This window comes from Pirellulales bacterium (genome assembly GCA_036267355.1).
Lineage (GTDB): Bacteria > Planctomycetota > Planctomycetia > Pirellulales > DATAWG01 > DATAWG01.
Genome location: DATAWG010000093.1, coordinates 25,796 through 49,983, shown reverse-complemented (window position 1 = coordinate 49,983; position 24,188 = coordinate 25,796). Strand labels below are relative to the sequence as shown.

Sequence of the window (24,188 nt, the reverse complement as noted above, 5' to 3'; positions counted from 1 at the left end):
GCTCGCCATTAGCCCCTTCGCGTTCCCAAACGTCGCCCGTGTGCCGGCCGCACGCGGGACAGCGAATCGTCTTGGCCATGCCCGCTTTTCGCAGCAGCGTCAACTCGGACAGTCTTTCCCGAGCTGCTTTTGGCCACCGGCGATACGTCTCCGGTGTGATCACGGGCAATGCCGTCTCCAGCACCGGCCAAAGAAACTCCAGCGACTCCGTCATCTTCAATCCTCCAAGTCTTGAAACAGTGCTCGCCAATCTCCCGCAACTCTTCGTCGTCCAGGCTCTTCAGGTTGCAAGATCGGGGCGTCACGTTAATCGTGATCACACGCCCGCGCTTCTGGCCGTCGCCCAGTAACTGAATCCGAATCCGTATCTCCTCCACGGTGACCTGCGAGCGGCTTAAATCGCGGGCCGCAAGCAGCGAGTCGAGGATTTCGAGCACCCGCGACCAACTCAGCCCCATTCGGAATCGCGGCGCGAGGCCATCCAGATCATGGCCATCGACCGTCGGCACGACCAGAATGCGCGTCACACAAACACTGTCGATACGGTCGCTGGTCGGCCAAGTGAACTTGAAACCTGGCTTGATGAGATGTTCCAGCAAGTACGCCGGGCGATCGGGCTCAACGTAGTCCACCTGACGGCCAAGAAGTGCTTTGCAGAAAATTTGCCAAAGGTCCCTCTGCGTCGGCTTTCCGCCGCCGGCTATCATTTCAAGCGCTCCGGTCGCGGGAGTGTACACGAACAAGTTCGTGAAGGCAGTCGGCAGATCGAGCGATTGCAACTCGCCGTCGTCGTTGAAGACCATGAAGTTGTCCGGCCAGTCGGGCAGATAGGCGAACAGATATTCCGCGCCGTTCCGCCGCGAGTGGTAATGGATTTCGCAGTTCTCGCCACGGAGCTCCTTGCGCTTGTAATAGGCGCACAGTCCGGCCTTGAGCGCGTCGATGCGTGCCTGGGTTACCGCGATGTTCTTGTCGGGCAAATTGCTCCAGCGGTTCCAATAGCGCGTCTCCGATAAGCCGTCGGCGCGAGCGAAAACGACAGCCTCCTCGTAGGCGTCGCGTGCATTCAAATACGCCCACATCACCTTGTCGATGCGGCGCTTGAGCGCGGCGAAGTGTTTAACCTTCTTGGGATAGCGGCCGCGTAATTCCTCGAGCAGTACCTTGAGGCCAGCATTGTCCGACAGCTTGGCGAAGCTGCTGAACAGGATTTGAATCTGGCGACGTTTTGCAGGCGGCATTGCCTGTAAGGCTTCGACTACCGGGTCGATTTTCGTCTCCTTCAATCCGTCCCACGGCACGTCCTGCAATTCCTTACGCACCGTGAAGAATTGCCGCAGGTGGACATTCGAGATCTGCTTCAAAACCCTCCACAGATCAAACTGCTTGGTCATGATTGACCCTCCATTGTTGAGGCGCTCATGTTTCATAAACGCTAAACGCCACGGCCAAAAAAATATCCTCGCTCAAAAGAGCAAGGGTTCCCTCTTCGTCTGCAGTAGCTTCATCTCGACCAGCCGATAGCGCATCGACTCAGGCGAGACCTCGAACATTGTCGCCAGCGGCCGGCAGGCATCCTCGAAAAGCGCCTCGTCCATCTCGCCGATCGCGACGCTGGCGTTGCGGCACAGATCGTCTAAATATAGCGGCTCCATGCCGCCAAACTGCTCGTGCCACCCACGCTTCAGCATCTCGCGCGGCATGAGCAAGCAGGCGGCGAGCCGGTTGGCCTGCACTTCCTTTGGGTCGTATTGCCGGGATCGAAGGACGTGGTCCGGGCGAGTGGAATTGATGGCCGCAATGGTTTTTTGACCGGCCTGGCGCAAATAGAGGTGTCGATGCAGTCGCCAATGAGCCAATTCATGCGCCAGCGTGAAACGGTAGCGACTCCGCATCGCGGGGAAATCATCGGGCACGAGGCTCTGGTCGACGGCGATCAGTTTGTCGTTGAAGTAGATCGCCCCCAGCACGTCCCCCTCCGGATACTCACGCCGCAAATCGCGGATCTCCACCGCGATCTCGAAATGCTCCTCGACGATTTCGTCGATTGGGATCGGCGGGACTGTGACAGGCGCTTTCTTGCGCCCATATTCGGCCAGGATCAGCGCAGCCTCGTCCTCGAATTCCTGCGGCTGCATGAACCGCGGCGTTCGTCCGGGTTTGGTGGAGCGGCCGGCCATCGGGTTATTGTCCCTCATCCTTCATGCGTTCTGCCTGCTCGCGCAGCTTTCGCAGTTGATCGGCAGTTAGCCCGCTCACTGCGCGTAGCAGATCGGGCACTTCCTTCTTTTCGTGAATAATCGCCGGCAAGTCTTCGGCGACGCGGCCCGCAAGCGCGATCCAGTCATCGACGTTCTCGCCCAGCACCTCGGCCATCCGTTGGACACGATCAGCCGTCGGCGGTTGAACATTGTTTTGCTCGACCTGGGACAAGTAGGTCGGGCTGACGCCAACCACCTGAGCAAATTTGCGCAGGCTAATCTTCTTTGCCATCCGCTTCTCGCGCAGCACGTCGCCGAATGACTTGTTGTGCTTCATGGCCATTCTATAGCGCCCCTCGAAATGCCCGGTCCAGGATCGAGGGAATGAAGGCGTCCAACTTCGTGCGCTCGGTATCCCGCGCGGCTTGCATCACGCGCACCTTCTCGAGCAGTCTTCCGAACCGGCGTTGTTGTTCAAAGGGCGGAACCGGCACTTCGATCTCCGCCAGCTTTTCGAGCCCCAAAGTCCTGTTGCGGCCCGCGCCGCCTGGCGATGCCTCGCCGATTCGTTCGAGACCTTCTGGCGTCGAGAAATAAAACCACAGAAAATCGGCAGTGACGGTGCCCTCTTTCGGGACGCAAGTAATGAAGCGATGCGACCCAAACCTTCCTTCGTCTTCTGGCTGTGCTACGGCAATCGCGCCTTCCCATGCAAATACGTTGTTGAAAACCAAGTCTCCAGGATGAATGCGGTACAACTTCTTTGAACCAATGGCGACGTAATCGAGCGACGGCTTGTGAAAAGTGCCTTTTCCGAAGGACCGAATACCAAGTTCGGGATACTCTTCACCAAGCCGGGGTTCGGCCTTACGTCGGATTAGCGGCGCGACTTCACCCATTTTCTGGCGTGGCGATTCCGTGGCGATTTGTGAAAACATGCTGCGAAGCAATGCCCGCCATCCACCAGCAACGCACTGAACTCTGTGACGAGCCTCTTCGATCTTGCCGACAAGTCGTTCGATTCTGGTCACAATCCGCCGCTGCTCATCCAACTTCGGGAGAGGTATTGTGTACGTCAGCACGTGCGATGGCCGGATCGCGGCGTAATTCGTCGAGCCGCGAGCGGTTACTTGTTCGCGGAACGCAGGTGTCATTGAATAGTAGCGCAGAAATTCGGGCTCCAAACGACAGCGATCGGGCACAAACAAAAAGTAGTGGCTGCTGACCACTGCCTCTTCGAGGCACTCCGGAACGATCCCGAAGCCCCCCATCTTGGCGTCGATCTCGGCAACCAGGAACTCATCCTTCCGGCATACTTGCTGAGATTTCGTCTTGATAAGCGATCCTGCAACCTCGTCACGAAGCACAACTCCCTGTGCGTGCAATTTCACTCGGCAACGTTTGTAAGTCATCAGATCGTCGATTTGGATGAACTCTTTCCTGTGCGATACTACATCGCCCAGTGGAACGACAGACCAACCATTGGCTCCGGTCATTTGCAGACCTCCGCAAGCTCGGCCTTGATCTCTTCCATGATTTCAATGATCCGCCGCTCGTCCAGCAGGATGTCTTCTGCTAGTCGTTCCGGCGGCAGATGTTCGAGGGCATCCGCACTGTGCGGATTCTTGATGTCCAGGTTGCACGAAATGAGTGTGCCACTAGCGTCGTACTTCAGGATGTCGGACGCCTGAACTCGCCAGGACTGGTCCGTCTCGCGGCGTCGCTTTAACTGAAACCATTTGATGCAATCTGCGAATTCCTCAATCCGAATTGGATTGGTCTTAGAATACTTCTTTCGGCCCTCCGGCAGCGGCGTTTCGTAGTACCAGATGTCCTTCGTCGGCCCCGAACGGTCGATGAAAAGAAGATTTGTTGGAATGTCGGCATACGGTGAGAACACTCCGAACGGCAGCCGCACCACAGTATGTAGATTGAAGTCCTTGAGGAGTTCTTCTTTGATCCTTGCCGCGACACCGTCGCCGAAGAGTGTGCCGTGCGGGACGACTACCGCCGCTCGGCCACTGTGTTCATGTCCAGCACTTGGCCGCCGTAGTTTCCGCATGATCAACTGCAAGAACAGTAATGCAGTTTCGCTGGTCTGCTTATCCGCCGGGAAATTGCCGCGAATGCCGGCTTCTTCTTCGCCGCCGAAGGGCGGATTTGTAAGAATGACATCGACGCGGTCCTTTTCGCCGAGTTCCGTGATCTTCACCGCGAGACTGTTGCCGTATTCGATGGCGGGCGCGTCGAGACCGTGCAGCAGCAGGTTCATCTGCGCGAGCATGTAGGGCAGCGGTTTGGCCTCGCCGCCACGAATGCTGCGTTCCTGAAGCACCTTGCGGTCCTGGACAGTCTTGCACTGTTTTTCCAGATGGGTGAACGACTCCGTCAGAAAACCGGCGGTGCCGCACGCCGGGTCGAGAATCACTTCGCCAAGCTTTGGATTGGTGACCGCGACCATGAACTGAATCACGGGGCGGGGCGTGTAAAACTCGCCGTTGTCGCCCGCCGCGTCGCGCATTTCGCGCAGCATCGACTCGTACAGTCGCGCCAGGACATGGATTTCCTCGGTCGAATCGAAGTGAATGCTATCAACCAGATTGATGACGTCGCGGAGTAGATAGCCGGACACCATTCGGTTGACGACGCCCTCGAACACCGTGGCGATCACGTCTCGCCTCCGGTCGCCGTTCGACGACTGAAGGCTGCGCAGATATGACAAGAGGCCCGCGCCGCGTTTGCCGTCCGGCCGCACGGCCTCGTCTTGATTCACGAACGCAATCAACTCGTCGCCAGTGATGCCTTGCTTATTGGTCGCCCAATCGCGCCAGCGATATGGAGCCTCAATTGCTGTCTTGTATTTCTTGCCCGCGATGCCGGCGCGCGCCTCTTCCAGCTTCTCGCGATCGTCGAGAAACTTTAGGAACATGATCCAGGTCAGCAAGGGCAGGCGATCCAGGTCGCCATTGAGTCCCTTGTCCTTGCGCATGATGTCGCGCGCCGATTTAATGAGGCTTCCCAATTGCTGCGCCGTTGTTTTGGGTGCTTCGGCCTTCTTGGGTTTCGCGCTAGCCATCTTGGCTTGCTTCTTGGCCATTATTTCAATTTGCCTTGCTATTCCAGTAGTTCCAAAGTTGGTCGTCTGCCCTTCCCGTTGATTTCTTTGGTCGTCGCCCTTCCCAGATCATTTCGGCGAGTTCTTTGACCTTACTCGCATCCTTGGGTTCCCAACCGAGGCGGATTAGTTGCTGGCGAATTGTTTCGGGTGTGATCGGAGCGCCTTTGTGGAAAAGCGTTTCCAATGTTCTGATCGCCGATTCGCGGTCACTGGGATGGGTGATTCCCGTGTTGAGATTCACATCGTTGGTCAGGGATTTCAGTGCGAAATATGCTGTTCCTGACGTCGGCTCGGTTTGAGGTCGCGTTTCAGCGGCTGGTTTTCCGAGTTCGGTTGCCTGCCAGGTCTGAGCCCAGTTGGCAAATTCATCGCCCTCCCAAGGGATGTACAGAACCGGTGACGAACCTGCAATCGAATCAACTGCGTCTAGGAGTTCCTGGCCTCCATATATGACAAGAACCGGCCCATTGAACGTGTGCGGCCGATTGCTCTTGAGGTTGACCAAGTGCAACGTTACGCCTTCGATAGCCACTCGTTCGCTTTGCCGCAAGCTGGTGAAAAGCGCGGCCAACTGGCTCCAATTCGCAATGTTGTCGAGGTTGGCCTTCGTTGAAACGGCAACGATGCCTGTGTTGCCGGCCTTCTTGGCTTCTGAAATCAGCCATCGAACGCCCGCGATGATCGCGTCGTCTCTTGGTCCTGTTGATCGGATGAAGGAAGAGCTGCCATTGCGATTCATTCGGTTCACCTATGCGGCCGCATAAAGCAAGGTTTGCAATTCAATTACCGCCTTGCGCAATTGATCGACGCCGCCAAATCGCGTCGCGATTTCGATCACGTTGCCGTGCTCACTGATTGGCGGCACTTCCAGAACGTCCGGAATGACGAACTGGGCGGTTCCATGCTCGGTGTATTTGTCGAGCAGTTCGTCCAGAATTTGTCGCGCGTCGGACCCAAACTGCTCGAAGAAATCTTTCTTCTCAGTGCGTAGTCGTTGAGCCCGTTCGCGGCGGGTGCGGAGCGGCGCGTTGAAGGCCAAGTGGCAGATCAGGTCGAGCGGGTCGGCATCGGGCTGGTTCGCTGTCTCCGCCAAGTGGTCGAAGTCGATCCCGCGCTCTTCGAGCCGATCGATAATTCCACGCCGCCCCTCGGGGTCGGCCCACTGGCCGCGGAGTTCGGCCGCGTTTCTGAAAAGCGTGCGAACCTTATCGGCCGTGTAGTCCGTGAATTGCATGACACGAAGTTGATCGCCGTCCGGGTCAAGTTCGTAAACGAGGTGCGTCGCAATCTCCACTTGGCCGCCATCGAAGTAGAATTTGCGGCGCTGGCCTTCGGGTTCATCGGGCGGCAACTCACCGCCGCCCTCGTCCTCCAGTTCCGGTTCTTGTTCGGGCGTGACGACCGTTTCGTCGCCGGTGGGCTCGCCTTCGTCGTCGATGTGTTGTGTCGTATCGATGATCGGTTCGCCGTCGAAATCCGGGTCGGCGAACTGCCGCGTTGCCGAGCCGGTATAGTCCAAGATGCTGAAGAACAGCTTGCCGTAGTCGTCGCGGACGCGGGTGCCGCGGCCGATGATCTGCTTAAATTCAGTCATCGAGTTGATAATCCGCACCAGCACAACGTTCTGCACCGTTTGGGCGTCGACGCCCGTCGTGAGCAATTGCGACGTGGTCAGGAGCACCGGCGTGCGGCGCTCCACGTCTTGGAAATGGCTGAGATGGCCACGGCCAATATCGCCTTCGTCCGACGTCACCCGGCACACATAGTCGGGATTGTCGCGCACGAGGTCGGAATTCAGATTACTGATCGCCCGGCGCATTTCGTCGGCGTGCTCTTGGTCGACGCAAAAGACAATCGTTTTTGCGAACCGATCGGTCCGCCTAAGGTATTCGGTCAGGTGGTGGGCGACTGCCTCGGTGCGTGCCTTCAGCGAAACGACTCGCTCGAACTCGCTGGTGTGGTATTCCTCGTCGGGAATCTGGCGGCCATATCGATCCAGGTCGCCCTGGCTCGGTCGCCATCCGGCGGCGTCCCATGTGGTCACCACGCGGTGGACGCGGTACGGGGCCAGAAAGCCATCGGCGATACCTTGCCGAAGGCTATAGGTGTAGAGCGGATCGCCAAAATAGTTGTAGGTGTCGGCGTTGTCCTGGCGGCGGGGCGTAGCGGTCATGCCGAGTTGGAATGCCGGCTTGAAGTATTCGAGAATCTCGCGCCAATTGCTGTCGTCGCGGGCGCTGCCGCGATGGCACTCATCAACGATGATCAGATCGAAGAAGTCGGAGGCGAACTCGCGATAGAGCCCAGGTCGGTTCACATCTTGGGCGAGCGACTGGTAGATGGCGAAATACATTTCGCGGCTTTGCACCGCCTTGCCGCCGGCGATCTTCCACCGCGCCTCACCGAATGGTGCAAAGTCCTTGGCCATCGGCTCGTCGACGAGGATGTTGCGGTCGGCGAGATATAGAATTCGAGGTCGACGGTGTTCGCCCGTGCGGTTCCAGCGCGCCGACCACAGCTTCCAGCAGATCTGGAATGCGACGAACGTCTTTCCCGTGCCCGTCGCCATTGTCAGCAAGATACGCGGATCGCCCTGGACCACCGCCTGGATGGCTCGATTGATGGCGATTTCCTGATAGTAACGCGGTGACTTGCCGCTCAGACGGTAGGCCGGCGTCAGCAATTGTTCCGCGGCGGTGGCCCCGAGCGACTGACTGCTGACAAGGCGGGCCCAGAGTTCGGCTGGCGTCGGGAAGGCGTCGATCTCGCGTTCCAGCCCCGTCGTGTAGTCGAATTCGACGATTCCGTGCCCGTTGGTGGCGAAGGCAAATTTCAGCCCCAGGATTTCGGCATAGTCCTTGGCCTGCTGCAGGCCGTCGCCCGACGTGGCGTAGGTAGGCTTGGCCTCGACGACGCCGATCGGAAAGTCAGCCCGATAGCGGAGAATGTAGTCGGCCCGTTTTCCCGGTCGCCTGCGCCCACGCCGACCAGTGACGATGATCCGGCCGTCCGTGAAGGTCACCTGCTCGTTGATGCGGTGCGGATCGTTCTCCCACCCAGCGGATTGGAGCCGCGGGACAACGTAGCGCCGGCAGGTATCGGCTTCATTCGGCATGGGGTCGCGTTTATCCACCAAAGAGTTCATCTAGCAGTTTATCGATTTTCGCCGAGTCAATGCTGCCGTTTGCCTCGTCGCGCGTCACGATCAGTGTGCCGTTGGGGCCGCCGCCTTCCCGGATTCCGTTGGCCTCGTACCAGGCGAGTTTTTCTTTCCACCGCCGCAGGTAGCTGGGCACATGCAGCATCCCGCAGTGTTCCCAGTAGTAGTTCACACCCGATTCCGCATCCTCAATCGTGAAGTCCGGGTACTTCGTTTTTCCGCCGATGGTCAGTGGCAACTCATAAATCGGCGGCTCGATCCCATGACGATACAGATGATCGGCGATGATCACCTCGGACTTCGACCGCACCCATTCCCCCTTTGAGGTTCGATGGATCAGGTTTTCCTCATAGAAGCGGCCATCGACTGCGATCGGCGAAGGGGCAGCGAAGAGGTTCGTCAGGCGGCGGGCGGTCTCCGATCGCGCATCGGAAGCGAATTTCCGCAGGTCTCCACGCGGCCCCTGATGAAGAATTACGACGCGGTCCTTCTGCCGTGTGAGCGCCGTGTAGAGCAACTCGCGCGACAGCAGCCTGCATGGATTGGGCAGGACGATGAACACCGTCCCGAACTCGCTCCCTTGCGACTTATGGACCGTGAGCGCGTAAGCCAACTCAAGAATTGGATTGCCGTCTTCCCCGAAATCGCGGCTCGTGAAGTTGTATTTATAACCGGGCTGCGAAGCGAACTCGACTTCCAGTTTCCAACGGAAATCGGGAGCGCCGTTCCGCATGTAGTAGCCGACCGCCATTCCGATTTCACCGTTGGCGATGTAGGGATTGTCTTTCGTCGGAAATATCTTGCGGTGACGAAACCAGTAAAGGCTCGGATCGGTATTGGTCAGGTTGATGACCTTGTCGCCGTAGACAATTTCCTCCGGCCCCATTGGCTTCGGATATTTTCGATTCCGCTGCTTGCGAGAAGCGTCGATCATCTGCTGCCGAAATTGCTTGTGAATGAGCCGGTTGAGGTCGGGTACGCCGTGCGGACCAACTCGCACCGGGGAAAGGATTTGCCAGCCCTCTGAGGTCTGGGCCGCGCCCAGCTTTTCCGGCAATTTGGGATTAAACACGTTGAAGAACCGCATGTCGTTCCACGGTTCGCCGCCAAGCATGCGGTCGAATCCCGCGATGTCGTCACGGCTTGCCAGTTCAAGCTCCGCGACGAGAGTCTCAACGAGCTTTTCCCGCATTTCGTCGGCAGAGTCCCATTGCACGAACCGAACGTGCTTGCTCTGGCCCGAGGCGACGACCTTATCAAACACGTCATCCTCTCCAGGCGCAATGGGCGATCCGCTGAACCATTCGGCGAGCTGAAGGTCTTCTCGCTCCTGCCCTGCTTGGCGGCGACGGATGGTCAACTCGGCGTAGCCTGGTGCGACGCGCGGGAATTGCTCCACGATGCCTTCGGGAACCAAATGCCGGATGATGTCCACGAATGGCCGGCCCGGTCCAATCGGAGGCAATTGGCGGTGATCGCCGATGAGGATCAGTCGATGAACGCCCTTGAGCGCCTGAATCAGAGCGCCGAACATCTCCTCCGTCAGCATGGACGCTTCGTCGATGATGACGGTTCTCGCGCCAACTTCGGCGGGTCGTTCCGAAAGCCGATAGCGTTGCGTCGCCGGATCGAAGCGGTGAGGGCTGAGGAACTGCGCGATGGTGAAGCCCTTGAGCTTTAGGTCTTGCGCCGCTTGTTCCATGCGAACTCGCGCCTTCCCGGTGGGCGCAGCAGCAGAACATCGCCTGCGGCAATTTCCGAGTGCGAACAGAGCACCGAAAGCAGAGTCGTCTTGCCAGTGCCGGCTGGGCCGACGAGCACGGACAATCGGGATTCGGCCAACTCTTTGAGCGCCGCTGTCTTTTCCTTTCGAGCCTCCTCTTCAAACTCGTCGTCCGCTGTGGCCCCCTTCGCCTTCAAGTATTTATCGAGCAACTGACGCCAGTTTGCATCGACGGTGAGGCGCTTGCCTTTGACTCGTTTGTCGATGGCCGTGCGGATCGTATTTCCCATCTCAGCGAGACGCCCCAGTTGGAGCGCTGGCGAGTTGTCGGCCATCGGAACCTCCACAATGACGCCGCCAAACGACTCTTTGGCGACGTCGATGAGGTCGGCATCAACTTCGCAGGGCGGCTGTAACGGTAGCTCGCGAACCGCAAGCACGGCGTGGTCCTGCGACATAAGCGTGCTGCCATTTCCTGACGCATCCTCAAGCACTTTGACGCCCAGCGCCCGCACACGGCGCGCATCGGTGCCCGCATCCAGCGCCGAAGGCTCCGGTAGAGGATGCTTCTTCCTCACCACCTCATCCGGGAATACGCCCCGATCAACGGTCCAGACGCTGACGGGGTCTGACGTCAACCGTGTCAGTTCGTACAGGAGGTAGGGGTTCGCGAGAATCTGCTTGTCGGTGATTTCGATGCCAGCCTTCGTCCGTTCGGGCGGCACATAGAGAACCGTCGCCTGGTCGCGCGTAATCTCGAACCGACTCAGCAGCTTTAGCAGGCTGCGGCGCTCCGCGGGCAGCTTCACCCACTTTTCGCGCATCGTCTTGCCGACGCCGTCTGCAAGGTGAGCCGGAAGATGCCTCTTCGGATCGGCGAAGGCGTTATCGACCAGAGGCCAGGGGTCAGCGTTGTCGCCAGCTTTCTCTGCGATTGCGCGTGCGATAAAGTTGCCTAATTCCAATCCGAAGGCGGACAATGCTGCGCCGAGTCCGGGGCAAGGGCCCCGAGCCTTCCAGAGTTCGCCGACCCGATGGTCGAGCCATTCCAGGCACCGATCCCACGGACCGGCGAGCGATTCTTTCGCTTTGCGCAAGGCGTCGGCGCAAGATAGCAGACTGGCAATGGCCCCGTCGTGCGTCACGTGCTGTGACACGTGCGAGAACTCCAGTAATCGATCCTCCGGCGAAAACGCCGCAAGTTCGGCTGGGTCGAAGTCAGAATCAACAGCAGCCTTCTCGATGGCCGCGTGATACGGGAGTAGAAATCCGTCCTTGAAATCGGGACGGATTGAATGCTGGATCATCAGTTCCCAAAGGACTGACCGAAGCTTGTCCTTCAATTGCTTGGTCGTGTATTGGTACTCGACGCAAGGGGCGACATGGGTCACACGACCGACGCCAATCAAGATTCGTCGCGATGCGCTGTCCTCGACGAACGGCACCTGCTTCGCATAGAAGAAACACAACGATTGCTGCGGCAGCAAGTGCCCAGCAAAGCAGTCCAGCAGCGCCGTTTGATTCTCCCGGTCTTGAATCCATTGAGTCTTGAAACCGAGATCAGGCTCGCGCTCCGGCTGGACATCCAGCGCATACTCTTCGCCCCGCGATTCCATCGATTCGGCCAGCATCCAGGCGAACGGGATTGCCGCTGCCGAAAACGGCGGATGCCGCAGTGGCGTTGCGTCAAAGTGGCTGTGCGGACAATCGTCGCCGTGGTTGTACGGGTGATTCTTGATCTTCGTGAACTCGAACGGAGCCATGAACGACATCCGCTCGTCGACGCAGCAAGGCCACTTCTCCTGCGGAATTTCAAGTAGACTTTTTCCGGCGACCGCCTTTTCGGCGGAATCATCGCGCTCTTCGGCGATGCGTTTGAGCTTCAGGCACGACCCATTGAGGTGCGGACTTGCGCACACGCGGCCGTCCCAGGCGGTATCGTGCCACGGGACGCGGATCGAGATATGGCGAAGTGGGTAGTTCTGTGGCATGGCCATCGTCCACGTTTAGAGAACAGTGAACGACGAGATCATAACCCAGCGGTCACGCAAATACAATGAGGCTGCGGCCTCGTTTGAAAAAGATTGCCACAAGTCATTGATGGGACTCGGCTTGCGATCCCGTCCGTGGACGGGAGGCGATCTCCGTGGCTCGTGTGTTTTGTACGCCGCCGAGAATCGCTTGCTTCCAAAGTGGCCATGATCGGACGATTTCACTGGCCTGTTCGAGATGCTGTACGAACTGCTGTTGTTCGCTGACAGTCTCGGTCCGCTCGTTATTTTCCGTCATGGTTCGTCTCCTTTTTCTTCCGAACAGCATTGAAAAGCGAACTCGCGACCAGTTCGAGTTCGACGTATGAGGCCGGAAGCATTTGAATCCTGAGCCTCGCCCCTTCTGGCGTCCATTGCACGACCTGGCCATCGTTGTCCTTCCGCTTAAGAGGATAACCGGAACCCAACCTCATCGAAAACAGGTCGAAAAAGCGTCGGGGACCGACTCCCACGAAGGGCTCAAAATGAACTGTCTTTTCATCGTCGGAAAACCCAAGGCTGATCGAGTCGCTATGAAATTCTGCCGCTTTGCTCTTCGGGTAGGGCTCAATGTACACGACTCGTTTGATTCCGGCAGCGACAATGTGCTTCGCACAGTTGTGACAAGGAAATGTCGTGCCATACAGGGCTGCGCCGACTGAGCTGACGTTGCCCCGTGCTAGCGCTAGCAATGCTTCCATCTCAGCGTGAACCATTCGGCCATATTCGGTGATGTCCGCAAGTCGACTCGCTTCAAGGGCGCTGCGAAGCCGTTCGCGATCCGAAACCGCATCGCCGGCCCGAGTCAGAATGTCCTCAATGATTCGTTGTTGTTCGACCCGGTTTGAGTCTTCGCCGCGCATGTAGTCGCGACCGTCTGGGGCATCGCGGATGTCATGGTGATCGTGATCATATTCCGCCCAATATCCGCCGCCGCCGTATTTCGGGCAATCGTTTGCGCCGGTTGATAGGATTTGGCGCTCACGCGCGATCACCGCGCCAACCTGCCGGGAAAGGTCGGCAGATTTGAGCGCCGCAGCAAACGCCATGAACATCGCGTACTCGTCGAATGTCGGAGTAATGTATGGGCCACCGAACAAGACGTCGAGAATCCGAAATACACTATTCCGCAGCTTGTCGTGGTTTTCATCAATGCGGACGAAGAAGTCCGACAAATGAAACGCGTCGCTGGTTCGCTGTCCATAGGGCAAATGCTCGTCCTCGTCGCGACGCATAAGTTCGACAGCCTCTTGATCGCTCAGGCGCTTGGTTTCCGTCAGGTAGTCGTGACGACGCTTGGCGTCTGCGTGGACGCCAATCACGTAAAATGCCTCGGGATAGATTTCACGCAGCCTCGCGATTTCTTCCGGATGCTTGAGCGAATTCACGACGTAAGCGCGTCTTGCGAACGGCTTCGGCGAGCCGTTTTCAGTTGGACGATCCGCAGAGATCTTCGCTGCAACACCGAGCGCCAAGACTGAGTTGTCTCCTGTTGTTCGGCGTGCCTCGTTGCCCAAATCCATCAGCCCTCGAATTCGAGCGTATTCACTCGCGTATGCCTCGGCGGGAGCATCGACGACTTGCGGGATAATGTCAGTTGAGACGCGGACTTCAACAACCTCGTACTTGAAAACCCTCAACCGCTCCAACAAGAAGTCGATGGCAAGCTTTAGCTCGGTTCCAACCGCCCCGACCAAGCCGATAACTAGCTCGGAGTCGGAATACTTTTGTCCGAGATAGCCCTGCGCGCCCGCAACAGCGGTTGCGCTTCGAGTACCGCCCGCCGGAAGGAATGAATCAATATCCAGTGTTTCGGCCGGCACCTGTCTGAGGTCGACGAGGCCGTCGGCGGGCGCAGGGGCAGACGCTGTCTCGCCGTCCACGAGGGCTTCGACGTTCATCGCCCCTTTGACTGCCGCCTCCAACTCCGGCCGTCCCGGGCTGGGCCCTTGGAAGTTGATCGTTCCTGTCGACGCGTACCAGTTGAGAATGCCGCCATTCTGGTGACGAAACTGCTTTTGATTCTCGTTCAAGTCTGACCACGAACCCTTCCCACCAAGGCAGGAGAGCTTCTGTTCCAATTCAGCAAACTTCCCGGTGAATCGCATTGACATTGTGGGGCACGTCAGTCGGAGGCCGCGCTGCACCAAGTGCATACTTTATAAGCGTTTGCGTCACGGCTGACTACTATTTGGCGGAATTAATTTTGGCCGCCCGCCCCGGGCAGATTTTCCCAACTTTTCCGTTGCTTGGCCCAGTCGGTTTCCGCCGCTATCGGCCGCAAAAGCTTTTCGTGGATCGGGGCTTTGCCGCCGGTGACGCGGGGCAGGAAGAGCAATGCCTCCTGGATGTCGGGGGCCAGGAGCGTGAGGTTCAAGATTTGGGAGACGCGAGGCTGGGTGACGTGGCCGAGCCGGGCGAGTTCCATGACGTCGGAGATTTCGCCCGTGCGGAGGAGGCGTTCGAGCCGGATGGCCAACGCCATCAAGCGGGAGATGCGGGGAACGCGGCCTTGCTCGACCGGGGCATCGTCGGCCGTGGCAGCGGTGATGCGGCGCTGGCCGTGCGCGGAGCGGCCTAATTGAACTTTGCGTTTGACGGTGATCATGCGACGTCCTCCAAGTTGGCTTCGGCCAGCGACTTGATGGCGGAAGGATGAAACGAGATGGCGACCGTGCTCTCAGCGGGGTCGAATTCAACGCGGGCGACCAGAAGCCGGAGCACCTGGGCCTGCTCGCGCGAACTTAGAGCGTTCCAGACGTTGTCAAAGTCGGCGAACGCCGCCGAAACGTCGGCCTCGTTAATCCGTTGGCGCTCCACTTCGTCGAGCCGGTTTCGCACTTGGGCCAATTGTTGTTCCGCGCGAGCGACGCGCTCGTGGAGATCGGCAATTCGGGCTGTCGTGGCGCTGCTCGGCTCGGGCAGCAGCGTCATGCGACGAATTTCCGCGTGGTCGCGAGCCAACTGGCGTTCGAGTTGCTGGCGTTGGGTTGCCAGTTCGCCAACGTCGGTGTCCGTGGCCGAACACGCCTGCCGCAACACTTCGTCGCGGAGCTCGGCGTCGCGCGCGATACAGCGAATCTGATCGACGACCGTCGCCTCGATCTCGGCGGCGGGCAGCGACTTGGTCGGGCACGTGGCCCAACCGCTCTTGATCGCCTTGATGCACGTGTAGTAGCGGTATCGCTTCGATCCGCGACCCGTGAAGGTGTGGACCATCGCTTGGCCGCACGCTTGGCAATTAAGCAGGCCCTTCAGCAAAGCGCCGTATTTGTTGATCAGACAGTTGCCGCGCCCGCGGCCGTGCTGCTGGAGCGTCAGTTGAACCTTCTGGAACACGGCCGCGTCGATGATCGGAGGGTGTTCGCCATCGTAGATGTCCGCCTTGTGCTTGATCTTGCCGATGTAGATCGGGTTGGTCAAAAGCGCGTAGACAGAGCATTTGTCGAACGCCCGTCCGCCGCGAGCGCCGCCCTTCTTGGTCGTCCAGGCTTTGTTCCGCCAACCGCGACGGGCCAGTTCTTCGGCGACCGGTAGGAGCGAGCCGAGTTCCAAGTAGAGGCTGAAGATGCGCCGCACCTGCGTGGCCTCTTCGGCGTTTATGACGAGCTTGGGACTGGGATTGGTGCGGTCGATGTCGTAGCCCAACACGGGAACGCCGCCGGCCCATTTCCCCTTCCGGCGCTGTGCGGCGATCTTGTCGCGGATGCGTTCGCCGATGATCTCCCGCTCGAACTGAGCGAACGAAAGGAGAACATTGAGCGTCAAGCGGCCCATCGAATGGGTCGTGTTGAACTGCTGCGTGACCGAGACGAACGAGGCGCTGTTCTTATCGAACGTCTCCATAATCCGCGCGAAGTCCAAGAGCGACCGGCCGAGCCGATCGACCTTGTAGACGACCACGCAATCGACTTTCCCTGCGGCGATGTCGCCCAGGAGACGGTTGAGCGCGGGCCGGTCCATGCTGCCGCCGGAAAAACCGCCGTCGTCGTAATGCTCGGGCAGGCAAACCCAGCCCTCGCGTTGTTGGCTGGCGATGAACGCCTCGGCCGATTCGCGCTGGGCGTCGAGCGAATTGAATTCGAGGTCCAGGCCTTCTTCGCTCGACTTACGGGTGTAGATCGCGCAGCGGATTGCCGGCGTCGATGGTGTCTTTTCACGACTCATGTTTTCCTCCACAAATGGAAGAACAGGAAGCCGTTCACGTGCGAGCCGGTGACCCGCTTGGCGACGGCTGAGAGTGACCGAAACCGATGGCCGTCGAACTCGAAGCCGTCGGCCAACACCAGCACGCGAAGCACTTGGCCCTTGTACTCGCGCTCGATCCAATTGCCGGGCGGCGGGAGCCGGGAGTCCTTCGCGGCCGGCATCTTGATCGCCGCGACGCAATCGTCCGCCAGCTTGGCGATGCGGGGAGGCGTCACGCGAATCTCGGCGTCGTTGGCCAATTCGTCGGCGCGTCGTCGGGCACGATCGGTCAGATCGCCCTCGGACATCGCTTGCAGTCGCCACGCAATTCGACGGACCAAGTACCGCTTATGCCGGCTGCGGCACTCTTCGCCGAACACTTCTTTGAATCGGCCCGAAAGGTCGTGGACCGACATTTTGTCGAGCCGCGCCACTTCAGCGGCAACTTCTGGCTTCATGGCTGTTCTCCTTGCAGGTTGGTCGGCACCGGCTTGGCGGGCGCTGGTTGGGCACCTGGCTGCACCGTGGCCTTGGGGGATTCGTCATCGGCTCGCATCGCGGTTTGGCCTGATCGCCCGGCACAGCGCCGAAACCGAATCAGCCCGCGGGCGAGCAACACCGCCACAGACCGTTCACGCGGTTCGTCCATCGTTCACCTCGCATTTGGGGTTCGGGGTCTCGGTATCGAAACCCACGAACACAGAGAGCCTCGTTTCCGAGACAACCTCAAGGCCCATTTCGCGAGGTGCGGAAGATTGGCCGCCAGTGGCCTGACGAACGCAATGGCGGTGACGAATCACCCCTTGGGCGAGGATGGCGGCAACTTGGAGACGCCGCTGTTCCGGCGTCGGATCGGTCGGGGCGAGCGAGTCGCGCGGCATGCGTTTGTAACCCCAGGGTGTGCGACGTTGGACGCCTTGGCGTCCTCCCTAGGTTATGTATGCCGTTGATTGGCGACGGTGCCCGTTGCGTCGGACTGGCCATGCGCCGCGGACGGTGGTAGGATTAAGATGTGGCTGCAGATTCGCCGCCGGCCGCCGAAGAACATCGGGTTATGCCGGCGAGACAGACGGGTAATGGAGAGCGGATAATGCGGGCGGCGGCGAGACGCGCTCGAAGGGAGTGCGGCCCGCACCATTTTTTGAAAAGGGTTGCCCCCGCTTTGCGAGAGCAACCCTTTTCGGTTTGAAGAAGCCGATTGAAGCCGTTCTGGAATTGGCTTCGCGCAGCGTTTGCGATCCACTGGTCGGCCGACGTTATAATGGGATTGCACACGTGCCCAGAAAAATCCGTGCGTTGGTTAAGGATTTGCAAGATGCGGGTTTTGCGATCGTCCCCGGCGGTGGCAAAGGGTCGCACCGAAAGTTCATGCACGCGACGTACGAGGGGGCGGTAACGCTCAGCGGTCGGGACGGCGACGATGCAAAAAAATATCAAGAGAAACAAGTAACGCGTGCCATCGAGCAATTAGAGCGATGAGACCAATCGACCGATATCATCGATGGGTGGAGTGGAGCGACGAGGACCAAGTCTACGTCGGCAAGTGCCCCGATTTGATCACCGGAATTCACGGTGACGATCCGGTCAAAGTTTATGAGGAGCTCGGGGAAGTCGTTCAAGAGGTCATCGATTGCTTTCAGCAGGAAGGTCGGGAACTCCCCCCCGCACGCACGCGGCCGATGATGGAAGTATCCTAGCGAACGCCTGGAAATTCGCCGGGGAGGATTGGCCAGCGTGTCGCTTGGTCCGAACGGGTTATGGCGGCGAGGCGGGCGGGTAATGAAACGCGGACAATTCTGAGTGTAGCGACACGCGCTCGAAGAGAGATCCGCACCACTCCACATAACCCCGCAGTCAGCGCGATGCTGGCTTGCGGGGTTTTTACTGGATGCCGAAAGCTGCTTCAAATGAGTGCCACAAGCATGGGCAGAGTCGCTGTCGCGGCCAGGCTCGAAAACTACTCTGACCTAAATCAGATTGAGCGCGGCGCGTTGGGGGCCGATCAGGGTCGATTGATTGAAGTGCCCGACGCGCTTATTGATACAGGAGCGACAATGCTGTCGCTTCCTCCGCCGCTCATCGAACAATTGGGCCTTAAGCGGCGCCGAACACGCAAAATTCGCTCGGCGCTCGGTGTGGCCGAAATGGGAGTCTACAACGCCGTGCGGCTGACGATCCAAGGGCGGGATTGCGTCGTTGAAGTCGGCGAGTTGGCTGCCAGTTGTCCCGTTCTGTCGGCCAAATTCCGCTTGAGACCCTCGATTGGGTCGTCGATCCCATCGGCCAACGCCTTATCGGCAATCCCGAGTACAACCGCGAGTGGATGTATGATGCCTTCTAAATCGAAAGCGCCCTGAGCGAATGAAAATTATGTGAAGCCCGACCGTGGCCGCACTTCGTTCCTAATTCGCGCGCCTGCCAGACGCGCTTTTCACTGATATTGGCGGTCTGTAGTTCGCAATTTGGGTCGGCCGGCGGCAGCCTTTTCGGACCGTCAGTGCCCCTGTTCCATCGGACGATTCGACAAAGGTTTCTCGCAATGCAACGACCGAGCCGACTAAACTCTGAATGTCGGGTTGCTCAGGGCGCCCGCGGCAATTCGTAGCAGGCCATTTCCTGGTCGTTCCGCACGTAAAGATGGCCATGGGCGATGGCTGGATTGTTCCAGCTCTTCTGCTGGAGCGCCTGGAAGCGGCCAAGCTCTTCGAGTTTTTCCCGATTGGCGGACAGCAGCACGACTTCGCCGGACTCCGTCATCACCAACAGCAGCTTTTGATCGGCCAATAGCAACACCTGGCCGTGGCCATAGCGGCCCGCCTTCCAGCGGCGTTGGCCGGTTTCGGCGTCGATGCAGCAGAACAGGGCGCCGTCGAAGCCGAAAATCGAGCCGTCGGACACGACAAAGTCGTTGTACGCGGGCTTAAGGTTGTTGGTCGACCAACGCTTCGAGATGGCCCAAGCCGATTGCTCCTGTTTCAGATCGAGCGACACCAGGCCGAGATCCTCGGAGCCGAACACGATTTGTCTGTCGCCGATCAAGTGGGGTTGCACGGTCCGCCACATGTGCGGCGCGGCCGCTTTTTGTTGCCAGCGGACAGCCCCCGTGGCCGAATCGACAGCCGTGATTCCGGCGTCGTCGAACGCCAGCACCTGGGTTTCGCCGCCGATCTTGATCAATTGCGGCGAGCTGTAGCCATCGTGTCCGGTCGCGGCGCTCCACGCTGGTTCGCCTGTCGCGGCCCGATAGGCGAGTAGTCCCTTTTCGCCGCCGGCGTAGACGATCACGATTTGGCCGACCACGAGCGGCGAGCCGGAAAAGCCCCACATCGGGACAGCCGCTTGTGCCTCGTCGGCGATGTTGCGCATCCATTTCGATTTGCCGCTGGCAGCGTCGAGACAGTTCAGAGCGCCGGTTGCGCCGAGCGAGTAAATGCGGTCGTCGGCGAAGCTCGGCGTGCCGCGCGGGCCGGCGCCACCTTGTCCGTCCCAATGCCGGGCGTGGTCGGTGTGGACCCAGATTTCATGGCCCGTCGCCGCGTCGAGGCAAACCACGGCCTCCGCTTCATCGCGCTGTTCTTGCGTGAACAGCCGCGAACCCACAACGGCGAACGACGACCATGCCGGACCGATCGGGTGTCGCCAGATTTGCTTTGGCGGCAACTTGCTCCAATCGGTCGCGATCCGCAAGTCGCGAACGATGCCATCGCGATTCTTGCCGCGCAGCCCGGGCCAATCGCCCGGTTCGAGCGTCAGCGGCGCCGCGTCGGCGATTGGCAGCACGCCGGTCTTGTCGCCTGCGCGAGTTCTTTCGGCGATCAGAAGTTCTTCCGGCGACGGCGTCCAGCGCCAATGCATGTCGGCATGGAGGTTGCCGTCGATCCCGAAGCTGCGGGTGAGTCCAAACAGAATCCAGATCGGCAACAGAGACAGAATTGCGCCCCAACATCGGACGAAGCGAGACCGCCTGCCACCAGCCATTAGCCAGACTACCCAAATCGCCAGGCCGATCGGCAGCGCCATGATCAATGCTCCGTAGAAACCGACCGACGGGTGCATCCCCCGCACCGCCAACACGCAACCGCCGACGACCGCCGCAATCCCCAACAGGCGATCGGTCCAGCGAACCCCGCGGTTGGTGCCCCACCAGATCAGGAACAGCAGCAACAACACGCCGGGCCCGATCACGCTGGTGAAAAAGTGAGCGGAGATCGTCAAATCGGCGAACGAGAATCCCACCCACGAAACCCAATATGCCGCAATCAGCCCGATCGCGGGCCAAAGCCGCATCGGCCGGATCGGTCGCGCGGCAGCATTCGTGGCAGTGGCGAAGTCGGTTTGTGCGTTAGCCGGTTGAGTGCTCATAGGAAGGCCATATTTAAGACATGCTGCGGCTTCCGTCAATGTCGGGATCGGGCATCGCCAGCATGGGGGTGAATCTCATGACCGACCAAGAAGCATCGATTGTTCGGCGACTGTGCGAGGCGAAGAACCCTCGCGATCTTGATGACTGGGAAGGCCAAGACGGCTATTACGTGACGGCGTGCCGCGCCTTCGCGGAAGACGTGCCTGGTCTGATCGACATTGTTCGAAAGTGGGTCGATCCGCGCTGGCCGGATGAAGCGGCTTCGGCACTTACCGACCAGGATGCCGAATTGCTTCCCGTCACGGCCTGGAGAACAATGGCCGACTTGAAGGCCGACGCGGCGGTCGAACCGCTCATCGACTTGCTGTGTGCGCTCGACGACGAAAGCGACGACTGGGCGTCTGAGGACTTGCCGCATGTTTTCGGCAAAATCGGCGAATCCGCCATCGAGCCGCGATCCACGTCGCTAAGAACGACGGCCATCCGGAATTCATTCGGTCGACTGCGGCGCGGGGGGCTGCGCTGCGTGGCCGATTGTCATCCCGACACGCGGAATCGCATCGTCGCTTGCTTGACGGAAATGTTAGCCAATCCGGTCCACGATGATATCGATTTCAACACGACGCTGATGGCCGAACTGGTCGAGTTGCACGCCATCGAGGCGGCAGAGCCGATCGAGCGGGCATTCGCGGCAAACCTTCTCGACGGCGGGACGATTGGCGACTGGGAAGCGGTCCGGCTGCAGTTGGGGGTTGAGGGGCTGGGGCTGGCAATGCCAGAGCATCCCCACAAATCGGTCGAACAGCTTCGCCGTCAGATTGACTACGGCATTTTCTCCGATCGGCAAATCTTCTCGCCCGACGGCCTTGAGGACAAAGCCGCCGACGCATATATCGAGCGCGCATTTGAAACGTTTTCCAGGTCTACGGAGGCCCAGCAGGTCATCGAGCAATATGGCGACCTGCAATGGTTCCAAGCGTTGCTCGAGTTCGGCCTCAACTATCTCGGCGAGACCATCGATGAGATGACGCCAGACAGCGTCGCGGAATTTGTTCTCGACTACGTGCCGCGCAAGGTTTCGACCGATGCGGAATCCGCGGCGTCGATCGTCGGCGAACTTTCCATGTTTTGGAAATATTTGGATCGCGTCTACAAGCTGCCTGCCGCGAAAGAAGTAGTCGAGTGGCTTGAAACGGATGGGCGCATCGCCCAATTGGAATCGGATTTGTCGGATCCGTCGAATTTCGGCATGGCCAAGTCGATCTTCATGTTGGGCAAGAACGCCGGCTACGACATGACGTCGAAAGCCTCAATGACCCAGTTCATCGCGGCGTATAATCGGTCATTATCTTCGCCGCAAGCGTCGCCGGGGCCGGTTGCCAAGAACGAGCGCGTTGGTCGCAATGCGCCGTGTCCCTGTGGCAGCGGAAAGAAGTTCAAAAAATGCTGCGGACCCTCATCGCAGCACGATTGAAGTGCAGCGTGCAACCGAGCAGGTAGAGCGATGAGACCGATCGACCGATATCATCGATGGGTGGAGTGGAGCGACGAAGACCAAGTCTACATCGGCAAGTGCCCCGATTTAATCACCGGAATTCACGGTGACGATCCCGTCAAAGTTTATGAGGAGCTCGGGGAAGTCGTCCAAGACGTTATCGATCACCTTCAACGAGAAGCGCGGGAACTTCCTGCCCCATGCACGCGCCCGATGACGGAAGTATCCTAGCGAATATCGGGAAATTCGTCTTTAGCGTCGTCAGAAAGCGCCGCCAGTGCTGACGCCGGTTGATTGCGTTGCAGTCGGCACGACCGGATTCTGGGCTTTCGGCTTCGGCTTTGCGGCAAGGGCATCAATCAAGTTTTGAATATGCCCGTGCACTGCGGGCGTTTGCCGCACGACGATCGATCCCGCGGCGAGTGCGATGTATGCATCGGGATCGCCCCAACTTTTCGGCTGGATCAGCTTGCGAATTATGCCGATGATCTGCTCGCCTGCGACTCGTTGATCTGCGCCCGAGCCCGAATCGACCAAATTCGTCAGGCAATAGATTCGCACTTCCGGCACGCGGCTGTCAGGCGTGATTGGTGGATTTTCTTCCGCGCGGCGCGAAGCAATTCCAGAACATTTTTCACTTCTTGGTGAATTTGCTGGGTCTCGCTGACGACTAGAACGTCGCAAAGTGGGAACGACACGATCGAGCCGGCTCCGCCGTTGGCGTCCCACGATTGTGGGGCCACGGTCGCGGTGATTGCGGCGGTCAGCGAAGCGTAGGCCGCGCTTACTGTGCGGGGATCGCCATCTCCGATAAGATCTTTGACCGGATAGAGCCGCGTCACCGTTTTTGCCTTCTCGAGATCGCCGGTGGTGATCAGGAGCAGTTCGCCGTCGATGAGAAAATCCAGATCTTTCGGAGAGAGCAATTCCCGCAATCCGACTCGAACGCGAACGTGCTTCATATTCAGCGACATTGGTGCATCGTCCGACACGCCGGCGTCTGTGAGCGCCTTTGTATCAAGCCGGACCGGAATGCCGAGCTTCGCTTCGAGCGCTTTAGCGACATCGCCAAGCCGGACATTATCGAATTCAAAATCTTGCCGGGAATCAAGCAATGCCTCGATTCGCGCATCGCCGGGGTCCGACGGGAGAACCATTGGGACCGTGCCGCCGGCAGTTGCGGCGGAATTGACCTTGCGGGCGAGCCGCAGTTGAGCCAGACAATCGGCGATTTCCTCGTGAATCTCATCGGTTTGCGAAACGAGCATTCTGCCGTCGAAGAAGCCGAGCGAACCCGGCCCGCCGTTGGAATCCCAGCTTAATGGAGCGACAAAGGAGGTTACAAGCTGCGAAAGCTGCGACCACGATTTTGGGCCGGCCACGAATTCGACCGGCGGATCGGCCAAATCGCTCACGTCGTAGAGCCGGGTCGAGGTGTGAATATTGGCCACGTCCGCTGTGGTGATCGAGAGCACGTTGTCGTCGGTTTCGAGCGCGGCAAGATCTTTTGGTTCCAGCAGATGCCGCAATGCGGAAGCGAGCGACACTCCTTTCATTTGCTCGCTGAACTTCGTTTCAGGAGCGATTCCGGCATCGGCCAGTGCCTTTGCATCGAGCAGCACGTTGATCTTGTAGCGATCCGAAAGAGACTTGGCGATATCGGCGAGCGGAGTGTCGACGAAATTGAATTCAGTCGGCTCGGCCAGCGCCCGCTCGACCGCTGTCTGTGGTGTGGGCGATTTTTCGCCTGAATTCGCAGTCGAAGGTTTCGTTGACGGACCATCACCGCGGCTTTCGGATCGCGTAAGAAAAACCGCGACCACCACCGAGATCGCAACGCCGGCAGACGCAATCGCACGAATCATGGCTCTGGTCCTCATCGAGAAAGACAACGCTCGACCGAGACATCC

Annotated in this window: 20 protein-coding genes; 3 read left to right on the top strand and 17 right to left on the bottom strand. The window is 59.1% G+C overall.

The window, feature by feature from the left end; translation table 11 throughout:
* Positions 1-8: 8 nt before the first annotated feature.
* The 14 genes from VHX65_14530 to VHX65_14465 form a co-directional block, all read right to left on the bottom strand.
* Positions 9-1,394 (bottom strand): hypothetical protein, encoded by a 1,386-nt coding sequence (locus tag VHX65_14530; protein ID HEX3999764.1) that lies wholly within the window; start codon positions 1,392-1,394, stop codon positions 9-11.
* A gap of 72 nt (positions 1,395-1,466) precedes the next feature.
* The gene (locus VHX65_14525; protein ID HEX3999763.1) at positions 1,467-2,180 is read right to left on the bottom strand and encodes an ImmA/IrrE family metallo-endopeptidase; all 714 of its coding nucleotides are present in this window, start codon (positions 2,178-2,180) and stop codon (positions 1,467-1,469) included.
* Positions 2,181-2,184: 4 nt separating this feature from the next.
* The gene (locus VHX65_14520) at positions 2,185-2,538 is read right to left on the bottom strand and encodes a helix-turn-helix transcriptional regulator (protein HEX3999762.1); all 354 of its coding nucleotides are present in this window, start codon (positions 2,536-2,538) and stop codon (positions 2,185-2,187) included.
* A gap of 7 nt (positions 2,539-2,545) precedes the next feature.
* Complete coding sequence (locus tag VHX65_14515; protein ID HEX3999761.1) at positions 2,546-3,697, bottom strand: restriction endonuclease subunit S; 1,152 nt, start codon at positions 3,695-3,697, stop codon at positions 2,546-2,548.
* Positions 3,694-5,298: a class I SAM-dependent DNA methyltransferase gene (locus VHX65_14510; GenBank protein HEX3999760.1), complete on the bottom strand. Its 1,605-nt coding sequence runs from the start codon at positions 5,296-5,298 to the stop codon at positions 3,694-3,696. The genes VHX65_14515 and VHX65_14510 overlap by 4 nt, the downstream gene beginning before the upstream one ends.
* 4 nt (positions 5,299-5,302) lie before the next feature.
* Positions 5,303-6,058, bottom strand: coding sequence for a hypothetical protein (locus VHX65_14505; GenBank protein HEX3999759.1), 756 nt, complete (start codon positions 6,056-6,058; stop codon positions 5,303-5,305).
* Positions 6,059-6,067: 9 nt separating this feature from the next.
* Positions 6,068-8,464, bottom strand: coding sequence for a DEAD/DEAH box helicase family protein (locus VHX65_14500; protein HEX3999758.1), 2,397 nt, complete (start codon positions 8,462-8,464; stop codon positions 6,068-6,070).
* Positions 8,445-10,181 (bottom strand): ATP-binding domain-containing protein, encoded by a 1,737-nt coding sequence (locus VHX65_14495; GenBank protein HEX3999757.1) that lies wholly within the window; start codon positions 10,179-10,181, stop codon positions 8,445-8,447. Before VHX65_14495 ends, VHX65_14500 begins: the two co-directional genes overlap by 20 nt.
* Positions 10,157-12,193, bottom strand: a complete 2,037-nt coding sequence (locus VHX65_14490) for a hypothetical protein (protein ID HEX3999756.1) — start codon at positions 12,191-12,193, stop codon at positions 10,157-10,159. The genes VHX65_14495 and VHX65_14490 overlap by 25 nt, the downstream gene beginning before the upstream one ends.
* A 284-nt stretch (positions 12,194-12,477) precedes the next feature.
* Complete coding sequence (locus VHX65_14485) at positions 12,478-14,313, bottom strand: anti-phage dCTP deaminase (GenBank protein ID HEX3999755.1); 1,836 nt, start codon at positions 14,311-14,313, stop codon at positions 12,478-12,480.
* Between the two features lie 119 nt (positions 14,314-14,432).
* Complete coding sequence (locus tag VHX65_14480; protein HEX3999754.1) at positions 14,433-14,840, bottom strand: hypothetical protein; 408 nt, start codon at positions 14,838-14,840, stop codon at positions 14,433-14,435.
* Positions 14,837-16,399: a recombinase family protein gene (locus VHX65_14475; GenBank protein ID HEX3999753.1), complete on the bottom strand. Its 1,563-nt coding sequence runs from the start codon at positions 16,397-16,399 to the stop codon at positions 14,837-14,839. Before VHX65_14475 ends, VHX65_14480 begins: the two co-directional genes overlap by 4 nt.
* Positions 16,396-16,878 carry a DUF2924 domain-containing protein gene (locus VHX65_14470; GenBank protein ID HEX3999752.1) on the bottom strand — a complete coding sequence of 161 codons (483 nt, stop codon included), beginning with the start codon at positions 16,876-16,878 and terminating at the stop codon, positions 16,396-16,398. The genes VHX65_14475 and VHX65_14470 overlap by 4 nt, the downstream gene beginning before the upstream one ends.
* Positions 16,875-17,069 (bottom strand): hypothetical protein, encoded by a 195-nt coding sequence (locus VHX65_14465; protein HEX3999751.1) that lies wholly within the window; start codon positions 17,067-17,069, stop codon positions 16,875-16,877. The genes VHX65_14470 and VHX65_14465 overlap by 4 nt, the downstream gene beginning before the upstream one ends.
* 536 nt (positions 17,070-17,605) lie before the next feature.
* Here VHX65_14465 and VHX65_14460 point away from each other — a divergent pair.
* The gene (locus tag VHX65_14460) at positions 17,606-17,899 is read left to right on the top strand and encodes a type II toxin-antitoxin system HicA family toxin (GenBank protein HEX3999750.1); all 294 of its coding nucleotides are present in this window, start codon (positions 17,606-17,608) and stop codon (positions 17,897-17,899) included.
* Positions 17,896-18,117, top strand: a complete 222-nt coding sequence (locus VHX65_14455) for a hypothetical protein (protein ID HEX3999749.1) — start codon at positions 17,896-17,898, stop codon at positions 18,115-18,117. Before VHX65_14460 ends, VHX65_14455 begins: the two co-directional genes overlap by 4 nt.
* A gap of 883 nt (positions 18,118-19,000) precedes the next feature.
* Here the strand turns inward: VHX65_14455 and VHX65_14450 are convergent.
* The gene (locus tag VHX65_14450) at positions 19,001-20,782 is read right to left on the bottom strand and encodes a PQQ-binding-like beta-propeller repeat protein (protein ID HEX3999748.1); all 1,782 of its coding nucleotides are present in this window, start codon (positions 20,780-20,782) and stop codon (positions 19,001-19,003) included.
* A gap of 77 nt (positions 20,783-20,859) precedes the next feature.
* Here VHX65_14450 and VHX65_14445 point away from each other — a divergent pair, with 77 nt between their 5' ends.
* Positions 20,860-22,257, top strand: a complete 1,398-nt coding sequence (locus VHX65_14445; GenBank protein HEX3999747.1) for an SEC-C metal-binding domain-containing protein — start codon at positions 20,860-20,862, stop codon at positions 22,255-22,257.
* 282 nt (positions 22,258-22,539) lie between these two features.
* Here VHX65_14445 and VHX65_14440 read toward each other — a convergent pair whose 3' ends face one another.
* Entirely contained in the window at positions 22,540-22,848 is a 309-nt protein-coding gene (locus VHX65_14440; protein ID HEX3999746.1) for a hypothetical protein, read from the bottom strand.
* Positions 22,821-24,143 carry a DUF4974 domain-containing protein gene (locus VHX65_14435; protein HEX3999745.1) on the bottom strand — a complete coding sequence of 441 codons (1,323 nt, stop codon included), beginning with the start codon at positions 24,141-24,143 and terminating at the stop codon, positions 22,821-22,823. The genes VHX65_14440 and VHX65_14435 overlap by 28 nt, the downstream gene beginning before the upstream one ends.
* Positions 24,144-24,188 lie beyond the last annotated feature (45 nt).